General features: G+C 71.4%; 11 protein-coding genes. 2 read left to right on the plus strand and 9 right to left on the minus strand.

The genetic code is table 11. From position 1 onward, the window contains the following. Positions 1 to 13: 13 nt before the first annotated feature. The 7 genes from LR269_RS01810 to LR269_RS01840 all read right to left on the minus strand — a co-directional run bounded on the left by LR269_RS01810 (position 14) and on the right by LR269_RS01840 (position 8,222). Positions 14 to 1,525 (minus strand): alpha-N-arabinofuranosidase, encoded by a 1,512-nt coding sequence (locus LR269_RS01810; RefSeq protein ID WP_231429000.1) that lies wholly within the window; start codon positions 1,523 to 1,525, stop codon positions 14 to 16. 68 nt (positions 1,526 to 1,593) lie between these two features. Then, a complete protein-coding gene (locus LR269_RS01815) occupies positions 1,594 to 2,538 on the minus strand; it encodes a carbohydrate ABC transporter permease (protein ID WP_231429001.1) in 945 nt (314 codons plus the stop codon). Further along, a complete protein-coding gene (locus tag LR269_RS01820; RefSeq protein ID WP_231429002.1) occupies positions 2,538 to 3,485 on the minus strand; it encodes a carbohydrate ABC transporter permease in 948 nt (315 codons plus the stop codon). The genes LR269_RS01815 and LR269_RS01820 overlap by 1 nt, the downstream gene beginning before the upstream one ends. Before the next feature lie 103 nt (positions 3,486 to 3,588). Further along, the gene (locus LR269_RS01825) at positions 3,589 to 4,920 is read right to left on the minus strand and encodes an ABC transporter substrate-binding protein (protein ID WP_231429003.1); all 1,332 of its coding nucleotides are present in this window, start codon (positions 4,918 to 4,920) and stop codon (positions 3,589 to 3,591) included. A gap of 177 nt (positions 4,921 to 5,097) precedes the next feature. Continuing rightward, positions 5,098 to 6,147 carry a LacI family DNA-binding transcriptional regulator gene (locus LR269_RS01830; RefSeq protein ID WP_231429004.1) on the minus strand — a complete coding sequence of 350 codons (1,050 nt, stop codon included), beginning with the start codon at positions 6,145 to 6,147 and terminating at the stop codon, positions 5,098 to 5,100. A gap of 88 nt (positions 6,148 to 6,235) precedes the next feature. Then, positions 6,236 to 7,597, minus strand: a complete 1,362-nt coding sequence (gene gdhA / locus LR269_RS01835; protein WP_231429005.1) for an NADP-specific glutamate dehydrogenase — start codon at positions 7,595 to 7,597, stop codon at positions 6,236 to 6,238. Positions 7,598 to 7,706: 109 nt separating this feature from the next. Further along, positions 7,707 to 8,222: a hypothetical protein gene (locus LR269_RS01840; RefSeq protein WP_231429006.1), complete on the minus strand. Its 516-nt coding sequence runs from the start codon at positions 8,220 to 8,222 to the stop codon at positions 7,707 to 7,709. Between the two features lie 49 nt (positions 8,223 to 8,271). Here LR269_RS01840 and LR269_RS01845 point away from each other — a divergent pair, with 49 nt between their 5' ends. After that, positions 8,272 to 9,195, plus strand: coding sequence for a 2-hydroxyacid dehydrogenase (locus LR269_RS01845; RefSeq protein ID WP_231429007.1), 924 nt, complete (start codon positions 8,272 to 8,274; stop codon positions 9,193 to 9,195). Between the two features lie 24 nt (positions 9,196 to 9,219). Here LR269_RS01845 and LR269_RS01850 read toward each other — a convergent pair whose 3' ends face one another. Together LR269_RS01850 and LR269_RS01855 are read right to left on the minus strand one after the other, a co-directional pair. Further along, entirely contained in the window at positions 9,220 to 10,797 is a 1,578-nt protein-coding gene (locus tag LR269_RS01850; protein WP_231429008.1) for a serine hydrolase, read from the minus strand. Between the two features lie 96 nt (positions 10,798 to 10,893). Next, the gene (locus LR269_RS01855; RefSeq protein WP_231429009.1) at positions 10,894 to 11,865 is read right to left on the minus strand and encodes an aldo/keto reductase; all 972 of its coding nucleotides are present in this window, start codon (positions 11,863 to 11,865) and stop codon (positions 10,894 to 10,896) included. Between the two features lie 147 nt (positions 11,866 to 12,012). Between LR269_RS01855 and LR269_RS01860 the strand changes: the two genes are divergently transcribed. Continuing rightward, positions 12,013 to 13,086: an NYN domain-containing protein gene (locus LR269_RS01860; protein ID WP_231429010.1), complete on the plus strand. Its 1,074-nt coding sequence runs from the start codon at positions 12,013 to 12,015 to the stop codon at positions 13,084 to 13,086. Positions 13,087 to 13,104 lie beyond the last annotated feature (18 nt).

A 13,104-nucleotide genomic window follows, 5' to 3' on the forward strand; every position in this document is an offset into this window, starting at 1 on the left:
CGCTGCGCACGGTTCACCCGAGCGACAGCGCCGTCCACGACACCGGCGGCAGCGTCACGGTGAGGGCGCCGCCCTCGATGCGCACCGAGTCGTTCTCGTGCGGCGCGACCCGCTCGGGCTCGGCGAGGGTGTTCTTCGCGTACGCGTCCTCGTCGGCGAGCGTGTGCGACTCGAGGACCGAGACGTCGCCGAGCGAGGCGACGTCGACGGTCACGTCGAGCGCCTCGGTCGTCGAGCGGTTCACGAGGAAGACCGCCGAACGCCCCGTCGACGCGTCGTGCGTCGCGACCGCGTCGACGAGCGGCACGACGCCGTACTCCTTCGTCTCGTACGTCGGCGCGTCGAGCTTCAGCTCGAGCGCCGCGCCCTGCGCGAGGCGCGAGGTGATCGAGAAGGGGAAGAACGTGGTCTGGCGCCAGGCAGGTCCGCCGGGCTCGGTCATGATCGGCGCGATGACGTTGACGAGCTGGGCGAGACTCGCCGAGGTGACCCGGTCGGCGTGCTTCAGCAGCGAGATCATGAGGTTTCCGAACACGACCGCGTCGGCGACCGAGTACACGTCCTCGAGCAGGCGCGGCGCGACCGGCCAGTTGTCGAGGCCCTCGATCTTGTCGACGTTCTGGAACCGCGAGAGGTACCAGACGTTCCACTCGTCGAACGAGATGTTCACGGTCTTGTCGCTGCCGCGCACGGCCTTCACGTGGTCGGCGGTCGCGACGACGGTCTCGATGAAGCCGTCCATGTCGACGGCCGACGCGAGGAAGGAGCCGAGGTCGCCGTCCTTCTCCTCGTAGTAGGCGTGGCACGAGATGTAGTCGACGTCGTCGTAGGCGTGCGTCAGCACGACCCGCTCCCACTCGCCGAAGGTCGGCATGTGCGCACTCGACGACCCGCAGACGACGAGCTCGATCGACGGGTCGAGCTGGCGCATCGCCTTCGCGGTCCGCGACGCGATCTTGCCGTAGTCGTCGGCGCTGCGGTGGCCGAGCTGCCACGGGCCGTCCATCTCGTTGCCGAGGCACCACATCCTCACGCCGAACGCGTCGGTACGGCCGTTGTCGATGCGGCGCTGCGACAGGGCGGTGCCGCCCGCGAGGTTCGCGTACTCGAGCAGGTCGAGCGCCTCGAGGGTGCCACGGGTGCCGAGGTTGACGGCGAGCATGAGCTCCGAGCCGACCTTGTCGAGCCACGACGAGAACTCGTGCAGCCCGACCTCGTTGGTCTCGGTCGAGTGCCACGCGAGGTCGAGCCGGCGCGGACGCTCCTCGCGCGGTCCGACCGAGTCCTCCCAGCGGAAGCCCGACACGAAGTTGCCGCCGGGGTACCGGATGGTCGAGACGCCGAGCTCCCTGACGAGTTCGACGACGTCGGTGCGGAAGCCCTCCGCGTCGGCTGCGGGGTGACCGGGCTCGTAGATGCCGTCGTACACGTGGCGGCCGAGGTGCTCCACGAAGCCGCCGAAGACGCGGCGGTCGATGCGGCCGACCTCGAAGTGCGGGTCGATGGTGAGGTGTGCGCTGGGCATGCGGGTGCTTTCTGTTTCGTGTTCGGTTCAAGGGGGCGGTCGCCTCGGCACCGCCCGTTCGTCGAGTGCTACTTGATCGAGCCGACCGAGAGGCCGCCCTGCCAGTAGCGCTGCAGGAAGAGGAAGGAGAGGATGAGCGGCAGCACCGAGATGAAGGCGCCCGAGGTGATGAGGTTCCACACCTGCTCGCCGCCGGCGCCCGCGTTCGAGAGCGCCGTCCACCGGTTGAGCCCGACGGTGACGGGCAGCAGCTGCGGGTCGGTCAGCACGGCGAGCGGCAGGAAGAAGTTGTTCCACGTGCCGACGATCGAGAGCAGCAGCACCGTCACGATCGCGGGGCGCAGCAGCGGCAGCGCGACCTGGAAGAAGGTGCGCAGCTCGCCGGCGCCGTCGATGCGGGCCGCCTCGAGCATCTCGTCGGGCACCGCGTCCTGCGTGTAGACCCGCATCAGGTAGACGCCGAACGGGCTGAGCAGGCTCGGCAGGATGACGGCCCACGGGGTGTTGATGATGCCGTACTGGCTGAGCAGCATGAACGTCGGGATGACGAGGGCCGTGAGCGGCACCATGACCGAGCCGAGCACGACCGTGAACACCGCCCCGCGACCCCGGAAGTCGTACTTCGCGAAGCCGTACCCCGCGAGGATCGCGAGGATCGTCGCGCCGATGCCGCCCGCGAAGGCGTACAGGAACGAGTTGCCGAGCCAGCGCCAGTAGATGCCGCCCTGGTGGGTGAACAGCTCGGCGATGTTCGAGAACAGCGAGAAGTCGCCGGAGAACCAGAACGCCGGGCTCGAGAACAGCCCTGCCGTGTCCTTCGTCGAGGCGACGACGAGCCACCAGATCGGCACGACGAAGTAGATCGCGAGGATCACGAGGAAGACGTGCGAGCCGATGCGCCGCCCGCCGGCGCGGCGGCGGCCCTTGGCGCTTCGGTCGACGTGCGAGGGCACCCCGGTCGCGGTGGTGAGCGGCTCGGCCGCCTCGATCGGGCGCTGGGTGAAGATCGACATCACTTCAGTCCGCTCTGCTTGCGGGTGAGGAACAGGAAGACGAACGAGCCGGCGAAGACGAGGGCACCGAGCGAGAACGCGATCGCCGACGCGTAGTTGAACTGGCTGTACGAGAAGGCGAGCGAGTACGCGTACATGTTGGGCGTGTACGCCGCGTCGATCGCGCCCTGGGCGACGTTGCGCAGCACGACCGGCTCGGTGAAGAACTGCAGCGTGCCGATGAGGGCGAACATGACGATCATGACCATCGACGAACCGATCATCGGCACCTTGATGCGCAGCGCCGTCTGCCAGCCGTTCGCGCCGTCGATGCGGGCCGCCTCGTAGATCGACGGGTCGATCGCGCGCAGGGCCGCGTAGATCACGACCATGTAGTAGCCCGCCCACTGCCACGTGACGATGTTCACGAGGCTGCCGAAGATCGTGCCCGGGGCGAGGAAGTCGGGGGTCGGCATGCCGACGAGGTTGAAGAGCGTGCCGCCCGGGCCGAACCGGGGGCTGTACAGGAAGCTCCACATGAGTGCGCCGATGACGCCGGGGATGGCGTACGGCGCGAAGATCAGCAGCCGCGAGAGCTTCGAGAGCTTCGTCGCGAGGGTGTCGAGCACGAGCGCCGCGGCGATCGCGACGATGAGCTGCGCGGGGATCATCACGACGGCGAACGCGAGCACCCGCAGCATGCCCTCGAGGAAGAGCGGGTCGGTGAACGCCTTCGCGTAGTTGCCGAGCCCGGTGAACTCGGTGCCGGTCGCGAGCGTCGACGTGAACAGGCTCATGCCGAACGCGTAGGCGAGGGGGAACACGAGCAGCAGCGCGAAGACGGCGAGGAACGGCGAGACGAAGAGCCAGCCCCAGCGCTGCCGTCGGCGCAGGAGGGTGGATCCGCCGGCGCGCGGGGCGCGGCGTCGCGGCACCGCGGGGGCGGCGACGCTGGTCTGGGTGGTCATGGCTCGTTCTCCTCGTCGAGACGGTCGGAAGCCGGGGTCCGTGGTCGGTTGCGCGGGGCACGGGCGGATGCCTCGGCATGGGCGCGAGGCATCCGCCCGCCGATCACTCGAGCGTGAAGCCCTGCTCGGTCGCGTACTGCTCGAGCGAGGCCTGCAGGTCGTCGAGCGCCTGGTCGGAGGTCTTCTCGCCCTGCACCATCGCGAACTGCTCCTCGGTCAGCTGGTCGTAGGCGTAGTTCTGGAAGGGGCTGAACGTGAAGCCCTGGTAGCCGGCGGCGGCCTCGAGGAAGACGTCCTTGTTGATCTGCTGCCCACCGAAGAACGGGTACTCGAGGTCGCGGAAGTAGTCGGACTCGAGGATCGGCTTCCACAGCGGGAAGAGGGCGGCCTGCTCGATGCCGATCTTCCACGCCTCCTCGGTGCCGAAGATCTCCTTGGCGACCGTCGCTGCGGCCTCCTTGTCCTTCGCCTGGCTCGTCACGGCGAAGGTCGAGCCGCCCCAGTTGATCTGCACGGGGTTCGCCGGGTCCCACTGCGGAACCGGTGCGGCGCGCCACTCGGCGTCGCTGTCGGCGTCGGACAGGCCTTGCAGGTAGCCGGGGCCCCATGCGGCGGCGACGTAGATCGCGTACGAGCCGTCGACGAGCTTGGTGTTGTAGTCGGCGGTGAACGCGTCGTCGGTGGCGACGAGGCCGTCCTTCACGAGCCCGTCCCAGTAGGCGAGCACCTGCTTCGAGCCGTCGTCGTTCACGTCGATGCCGATCTCGGTCGGGTTCGCGTTGTCGTAGGCGAACGGCACCGAGCCGGCCTGGGCGAAGAGCGCCTGGTTGTAGGCGCGGCCGTTGGTCGGGAAGTCGGCGAGCACGCCGGGGGCGCCCGCATCCTTCAGGGCCTGCGCGGCGGCCTTGAACTCGTCCCACGTGGTGGGGGCGGCGATGCCGTACTGGTCGAGGATGTCCTTGCGGTAGAGCATGCCCATGGGGCCGCCGTCGACGGGGATGGCGTACACCGCGTCGCCGCTCGAGACGTCCTTCCAGGCGCCGTCGGTGTAGTCCGCCTGCACGTCGCCTGCGCCGTACTCGGTGAGGTCGACGAGCGCGTCGCGGATCGAGAAGCTCGAGAGCACCTCGCTCTCGAGCATGATGACGTCGGGGGCGCCCGAGCCGGCCTCGATGGCGGTCGAGAACTTCGTGTACTCGTCGTTGCCCTGCCCGGCGTTCGTCCAGCAGATCTGGACGTCGTCGTGGCTCTCGTTGAAGAGGTCGACGACGTCTTCGAACGCGGGGTACCAGGCCCAGACGCTGACCTGCGTGGCGTCGGCGTTGACGATCTTGTTGGTGCAGGAGGCCTCTTCGGCGCCGCCGGCCGAGCAGCCGGTGAGCGCGGCTGCGGCGACGGCGACGACGCCGCCCGCTGCCAGGAACTTCGACTTCATTGTGCTGTGCTTCCTCTCGCGGTGGGGACACCGGTGTCTCTGGGTGCCGCCGCGCCCACGTCGGCGCGGTCGGGGGGATCCGCTTGTTTTACAACGTTGTACGTAAACGTTGTAACGGACATGATGCCGCGCCCGTCGCGACGTGTCAACCTCGCACGGACGTACGGCGTGCGGTGTTCAGCCGACGACTGCGGCGATCGCCGCCGGCACAGGGTCGACCGCGGGCGCCGACTCGCGCGCGACGACGGCGAAGTCGGCGAGCAGGGTGCGCGGCCCGCCGGCCGCGTCGCCGCGCTCGATGCGTTCGAGCAGCGTGCCCACCGCGGTGTTGGCGATCCACTCGCGCCCCGGGTCGATCGTCGACAGCGACGGCACCGTGTACTGGGCCTCGTCGATGTTGTCGAACCCGATCACCGCCACGTCGTCGGGCACCCGCCTTCCAGCCTCGAGCAGCGCACGCATCGCGCCGAGCGCGAGCGTGTCGTTCATCGCGAAGACCGCGTCGAACGGCACCCCGCGCGCGAGGATCTCGCGCATCGCCCGCGCACCGCTCTCGCGATGCCAGGCCATCGACGGCCCCACGAGCGCCTCGTCGAACGCGATGCCGTGCGCCTCGAGCGCCTCGCGATAGCCCCGCAGGCGCAGCCCGGCCGAGCCGATCACCTCGCCCTCGTGCACGCCGACCACCGCGATGCGCCGGCGACCGGCGGCGATGAGGTGCTCGGTGGCCGCGCGCGCCGCCGCGACGTTCTGCATCGTCACGTGGTCGGTCGGGCCGTCGAAGATCCGCTCGCCGAGCAGCACGAGCGGGTACGGCACGTCGAGCACCTCCGCATCGTCCTGTCCGAGGCCGAGCGCGCTGAAGAGCAGCCCGTCGGTCATCTTGAACCGGGGGCTCCGCAGCAGCTCGAGCTCGCGGTCGCGGTCGCCGCCGGTCTGCTCCACGAGCACGACGAGGCCGGATGCCTCGGCCGCCGCGATCACCGACGCGGCGAGCTCGGCGAAGTAGGCGAGCGCGAGATCGGGCACGGCGAGGGCGATCGCGCCCGTGCGACCCGACCGCAGGCTGCGCGCCGTCAGGTTCGGGGTGTAGCCGAGCTCGGCGATCGCCTGCTCGACCTTCTCGCGCGTCGCCGGGCGGATGTGCGGGTAGTCGTTGATGACGTTCGAGACCGTCTTGATCGACACCCCGGCGAGCCGGGCCACGTCGTGCAGCGTGACCGCCATTGCGCCCTCCCTCGCCGAACCGGATGGAGTCACTGTACAACGTTGTGATCCGGAGGGGCGGCGCCGCGAGGCGCCCCGTCCCTGACCGTCAGATCACGCCGAGCGCGAGCATCGCGTCGGCGACGCGGATGAAGCCGGCGATGTTCGCGCCGACGACGTAGTCGCCGGGCGCGCCGTACTCGTCGGCGGTCGTCGCGCAGCGCTCGTGGATCGCGGCCATGATCGCGGCGAGGCGCTCCTCGGTGTGCTCGAAGCTCCACGAGTCGCGCGACGCGTTCTGCTGCATCTCGAGCGCGCTCGTCGCGACGCCGCCCGCGTTCGCCGCCTTGCCCGGCCCGAACAGCACGCCCGCCTCGCGCAGCACCGCGATCGCCTCGGGCGTCGTCGGCATGTTCGCGCCCTCGGCGACGGCGACGACGCCCGCGGCGACGAGCGCCCGTGCGTGCGCCTCGCCGAGTTCGTTCTGCGTCGCGCACGGCAGCGCGACGTGGACCGGGCCGCGATCGGCGAGGTCCCACGCGGTGGCGCCCGCGACGAACTCGGCGCGCCCGCCGCGCTCGGCGACGTACCGTTCGATGCGCTCGCGGCGCACCTCCTTCACCTCGCGGAGGACGGCGACGTCGATGCCGTCGGGGTCGTGCACGGCGCCCGACGAGTCGGAGGCGCCGACGACGAGCCCGCCGAGCTCGTGCACCTTCTCGATCGCGTGGACGGCCACGTTGCCCGAGCCCGAGACCAGCACGCGGGCGCCGTCGAACGAACGGCCGCGGGTCTCGAGCATGTGCTGGGTGAAGAAGACGGCGCCGTAGCCGGTCGCCTCGGTGCGCACGAGCGAGCCGCCCCAGGTGAGCCCCTTGCCGGTCAGCACGCCCGACTCGTACTGGTTCGTCATGCGCTTGTACTGGCCGAAGAGGTAGCCGATCTCGCGACCGCCGACGCCGATGTCGCCGGCGGGCACGTCGCGGTACTCGCCGACGTGCCGCGAGAGCTCGGTCATGAACGACTGGCAGAACCGCATGATCTCGGCGTCGCTGCGACCCTTGGGGTCGAAGTCGCTGCCGCCCTTGCCGCCGCCGATCGGCATGCCGGTGAGCGAGTTCTTGAAGATCTGCTCGAAGCCGAGGAACTTCACCGTGCCCAGGCCGACGGTCGGGTGGAACCGCAGGCCGCCCTTGTACGGCCCGAGCGCCGAGTTGAACTGCACGCGGAAGCCGCGGTTGATCTGCACGCGCCCGGCGTCGTCGACCCACGGCACCCGGAAGATGATCTGCCGCTCCGGCTCGCAGATGCGCTCGAGGATCGACGCCTGCACGTAGTGCGGGTTGCGCTCGAGCACGCGGTCGAGCGAGCCGAACACCTCGCGCACGGCCTGGTGGAACTCGAACTCGCCCGGGTTGCGGGCGAGGATCTGGCTGTAGACGTCGTCGATGGCGGTGCGAGGCTCGGTCACGCGCGCTCCTTCAGGTTCGAACGGATGGCCACGTGGTGCTCTCGCGCGCGGCGCTCTCCACCATACCCACGGGCGCGGATGCCCCGGCCGAGTGTGACGCGGCCGCGGGTCAGTGGCCGTGCGCGAGCTGCTGCAGGCCGACCACGGCGAGGCCGAGGGCGATGAGCGCACCGAGTGCGACGAGCTGCTTCCACCACGCGACGCGGGTGCGGCGCACCGCGATGTACCCGATCAGGCCGAGCGTCGCGACGTACACGATCGACGCGGCGCGCAGCGCGAACTCGAGGTCGAGCAGCCCGAGCGCCGCGAGGGCGAGCAGCACCAGCGGCACGCCCGCCGACGCGATGGCCGACCCGGCGACGCGGAGCATGCCGCCGACCTCGGCGCGGCCGGGGAACGCGCTGTGCACGGCGAGGTGCGCGATCACCCCGGCGACGAAGCCCGCGGCGGTGATCGCGACGATGCCGACGAAGAGGGTCACGACCGCACGCGTCGCGTCGACGTGCTCGACGTTGCCGAGCTGCACGAGCACGATCGCGAGCCCCGTGAACGTCGCGTAGACGCGCTCCTTCAGCGCCTCGCCCCGCTCGTCCTCTGGACGGTCCTCACCGTGACCCTGCTCCATGCGCAGAACGGTAGCACCCGGCCCCGGCGCGGTCTGCGAGGATCGGAGCATGGCTGCCACGCTCACCGTCTCAGTGCCCGGCACCACCCTGCGCGACGCGCTCGGCGCCCCGCCCGACGGCGTCGAGGTCGTCGTGTGGGACCTCGAATCGCCGCCGCCCGCGGCGCACCTCGACATCGTGGTGCCGCCGTACATGGGCACCTCCGACCGGCTCGGAGCCCTCGCCGGGGTGACGACGCGCCTCGTGCAGTCGCAGTCGATCGGCTACGACGACATCGCCGACGCCCTGCCGCCCGGGCACGTGTTCGCGAACGCGGCGAGCGTGCACGAGCCCTCGACCGCCGAGCTCGCGGTCGGCATGGTGCTGGCGTGCCAGCGCGGCATCCCCGATTTCGTGCGTGCCGCGGCCGACGGCCGTTGGGCGCCCGCCCGGCACGAGAGCCTCGCCGACCGGCGCGTGCTCATCGTCGGCTACGGCGGCGTCGGCCGCGCGATCGAGGCCCGCCTCGAGCCCTTCGAGGTCGAGATCACCCGGGTGGCCGGGCACGCGCGCGACGACGAGCGCGGCCGCATCCACGGGGTCGACGAGCTGCCGGCGCTGCTGCCCGAGGCCGAGGTCGTCGTCGTGGGCGTGCCGCTCAGCGACGCGACGACCGGGCTCGTCGACGCCGGCTTCCTCGCCGCGCTGCCCGACGGCGCGCTCGTCGTGAACGTCGCCCGCGGCCGCGTGGCCGACACCGAGGCGATCCTCGCCGAGGCCCGCACCGGCCGGCTGCGGTTCGCGCTCGACGTCACCGACCCCGAGCCGCTCCCCCACGGCCACCCGCTCTTCGCCCTGCCGAACGTGCTCGTCACGCCGCACGTGGGCGGTGCGTCGACCGCGATGATGCCGCGCATGGCGCGGCTCCTGCGCCGCCAGATCGAGCGGATGCTGCGGGGCGAGGCGCCCGAGAACGTGGTGCTGCGCAGCTGACGTCGCATCGAGCGGCACGATCGGTCAGCGCGACCACGTGCCGAGGTGGTTGCCGTCGAAGAACTGCAGCGTCATCGTCGACGACCCGGCGCCGCCGAGCACGAACGTCGCCGAGGAGCGCGAGCCCTCGGGCGCGTTCTCACCGTCAGGGGTGAAGGCGAGGACGTCGCCGTCCCACGGCTCGAGCGGCACCTCGTAGCCGCCGTCGGGCCCGAGGTGCACGACGAGCGACCCGTCCTCGACCACGACCTCGGCCGGGCCGAAGTACTCGTTCGACCAGGTGCCCGCGTACGACTCGAGCGGTTCCGACGGCGCGGCGGGCGACGCCGGGGGCGACTGGTCGACGAGGTCCCCGGCCGGCTCGCGGTAGTGCGCGAGGGCCGCCCCGTACGCCCCGACCCAGTCGCGCGTCGACGCGCCGTACTGCACGAGGTCGAGGAACTCGCTCACGATCGCCTCGGCGGCACCGACCGGCGCCCCGTTCGTGAGGGCGACGACGCCGAGCCCGAGCGACGGCACCAGTTGGAAGTTCGTGCCCGCCCCGAGCACGAATGCGCCGGAGTGCGAGGCGGTGGCGCGGCCGCTCGTCTGGGTGCCGACGTTGAACCCGAAGCCGTACGAGCCCGACCGCATGCCGGGCACGTCGGACGGGGCAGAGGTGACCTGCGGGCGCATCGCCGCAGCCAGGTCGGCGGTGTCGACGAGCGTCTCGCCGTCGGCGAGCACGAAGCTCATCCACTTCGCCACGTCGACGACGTTCGAGCTCACGCCGCCCGCGGGCGACTGCGCGTCGGGGTCGCGCTCGTACAGGGGCTGGAACTCGCCGTCGACGAGGGCGTGCAGCGCGGCGCGGTCTTCGCGGGCGACGAAGTCGTCGTGCCGGGAGCTCGTCGAGGTCATGCCGAGCGGCTCGTAGAGCTCGCGTTCGGAGAGCGTCTCCCAGTCGACGCCGGCCGCGTTCGCGACCGCCTCGGCACCCGCCGTCATGCCGAAGTTCGCGTAGCCGTAGCTGATGCGGAACGGGTTCAGCGGCTGGTACCGGAGGTGGTCGATGACGTATTCGCGGTCGTATCCGAGGTCTTCGAGGTCGTCGCCCGCGGCGAGCGGCAGACCCGAGCGGTGGGCGTAGAGGTCGCCGACGGTGAGGTGCTCCGTCACCCACGGGTCGGCGAGCGCGAACCCGGGCAGCAGCGGCGCGACGGGGGTGTCCCAGCCGACGACGCCGTCGGTGACCTGCGTCGCGACGACGGTCGCCCCGATCGGCTTCGACATCGACGCCACCTGGAAGACCGTCTCGGCGTCGACGGGGTCGTCCTCGCCGACCTTCCGAACCCCGAACCCGTCGGCGAAGACCGTCTCGCCACCGTGCACGACCGCGACGGCGGCGCCGGGCACGCCGGTCTCGTCGAGCACGCGTTCGACGAGGCCCGGCAGCGACTCGAGCGCGGGGTCGAGGGCTCCCTCGGCGAGCTCGACCGCGTCGGCCGGCGGCGCGTCGCCGAGCTCGATCCTCGGCGCGTACGGTTCGGCCGCCGTGCACCCGGCGAGCGCCGCGGCGATGATCACGACCGCCGGAACAGCGGCACCTCGGACGACGCGCATGGCGTTCCTCCCCCATCGCACCGGGCTCCCCCGAGCCCCGGACCCCCATGGACCGACGAGCGCAGCCTAGCGGTCGATCCGGTGCCGCCGCACGGATCAGGCCGACGCGTCGGCGAGCCCCGCGAGCTCCGCCGCGGTCAGCTCGAGCGGGATCGAGTCGAGCAGCTCGCGGAGCTGTTCGACGCTGCGGGCGCTCGCGATGGGCGCGACGACGGTCGGCTGCTGCCGGAGCCACGCGAGCGACACCGAGGCGACGGATGCCCCGTGCGCGGCCGCGACCTCGTCGAGCACCGCGAGCACACGGCTCCCCCGCTCGCCGAGGTACGGCGCGGCACCGCCCGCGCGCACGCTCGCCCCTTCGGCGGTGACATCGGCCTCGGTGCGGTACTTGCCGGCGAGGAAGCCCTTCGCGAGCGAGAAGTACGGGAAGACCGCGAGCCCCTCGCGCTCCGCGCGCTCGCGCAGCCCGTTGGCCTCGAAGTCGCGCTCGACGAGGTTGTAGTGCGGCTGCAGGGCGACGGCGCGATGGAAGTCGTTCGCCTCGGTCACCCGGAACCACTCGTCGATGCGCTCGGGCGTGTAGTTCGAGATGCCGATCGCGCGCACCTTGCCCGCGTCGACGAGCTCGGAGAGCGCGCCGACCGTCTCCTCGAGCGGCACCGCGGCGTCGTCGAAGTGGGCGTAGTAGAGGTCGATGACGTCGGTGCCGAGACGCTGCAGCGAGGCATCCGCGGCCGCCCGGATGTTCGCCGCCGCGAGGCCCGTGAACTCGGGGTGCGTGCTCACCTTGGTCGCGATGACGACGTCGTCGCGCGCTCCGCGCGACGCGAGCCACTCGCCGATGAGCCGCTCGCTGTCGCCGCCGGTGTTGCCGGGCACCCAGTGGGAGTACCCGTCGGCGGTGTCGAGGAAGTTCCCGCCGCCGGCGGTGAAGGCGTCGAGCACCGCGAAGGTGGCGTCGCGGTCTGCGGTCCAGCCGAAGACGTTCGTGCCGAGCGCGAGCGGGGCGACCTCGAGATCGGACGCGCCGATGGGGCGGCGGAAGGCGGTGGCGGTGGCGTCGGTCATGGGGCTCCTCGTGGTCGGAACGGTCGTCGGCACCGGAGGACAACGACGGCGTCGGCCGGGTATTCCCCGTGTTGCGCACGATGACGCGTGTGCGATCGGCGCGGGCGGGCATAGGCTCGAAGGTGACGCAACCGACGGAAGGTCGACATGCCCGCTTCGGCAGAACCCCGCGTGGCCCTCTACTTCGACTTCGACAACATCGTCATCTCGCGGTACGACCAGCTCCACGGCGACTTCGCCTACCGCAAGGACACCTCGCGCTCGAAGGCGCCCACCGCCGGCACCAAGACGGCCGAGAAGCTCCGCGAGGCGACGGTCGACATCGACGCGGTGCTCGACTTCGCCGCGACGTTCGGCACGATCGCGATCGCCCGCGCCTACGCCGACTGGTCGACCCCCGTGAACGCGAGCTACCGCGGCCAGCTCATCGACCGCGCCGTCGACCTCGTGCAGCTCTTCCCGCTCTCGGCGACGAAGAACGGCGCCGACATCCGCCTCGCGGTCGACGCGGTGGAGGACATGTTCCGCATCGACGACCTCACGCACATCGTGATCGTCGCGGGCGACTCCGACTACGTCGCGCTCGCGCAGAAGGCGAAGCGGCTCGGCCGATACGTCGTCGGCATCGGCGTCGCCGGCGGCACGAGCCGCGCCCTCACCGCCGCGGTCGACGAGTTCGCCGACTACGACGCGCTGCTCTCGACCGACGCCGCGGTCGACGACGAGGCCGACGTCGTCGAGCGCGCACCCGAGGCGGCGCCGCGGCGCCGCAGGGCGAGCACGAAGCAGCCGGATGCCGCGGCCGACGCCGCGCCCGAGGCATCCCCCCGCAGCAGCCGGAGGGCGAGGAGCCAGCCGAAGGAGGACGCGAAGAGCGCGGCCGAGGCGGACGAGACGCCGGCGGAGCCCGCCGAGCGGCCGTCGGCGCGCGTCATCCAGTTCGTGGCCCCGACCGACCACGTTCCCGACGAGGCGACCGGCAGCCCGCGCAACCCCGGTCGACTGCTGCTCAAGGCGATCGAGCTGCTGCGGTCGAAGAACGACGAGGAGTGGCAGTCCTCGAGCGCCGTGAAGAACCAGATGCTGCGCATGGACCCGTCGTTCCAGGAGCGGCGTCTGGGATTCGCCTCGTTCAGCGAGTTCCTGAAGTCGCGCGGCGGCGTCGTCGAGCTCGACGAGACGGGCCGGGGGCGCGTGCGCATCCGCACGAACAAGGACTGAGGGCGGGGTTCCGAGACG

Source organism: Agromyces sp. S2-1-8 (assembly GCF_021129215.1).
In the GTDB taxonomy this organism is placed as follows: Bacteria; Actinomycetota; Actinomycetes; order Actinomycetales; family Microbacteriaceae; genus Agromyces; species Agromyces chromiiresistens.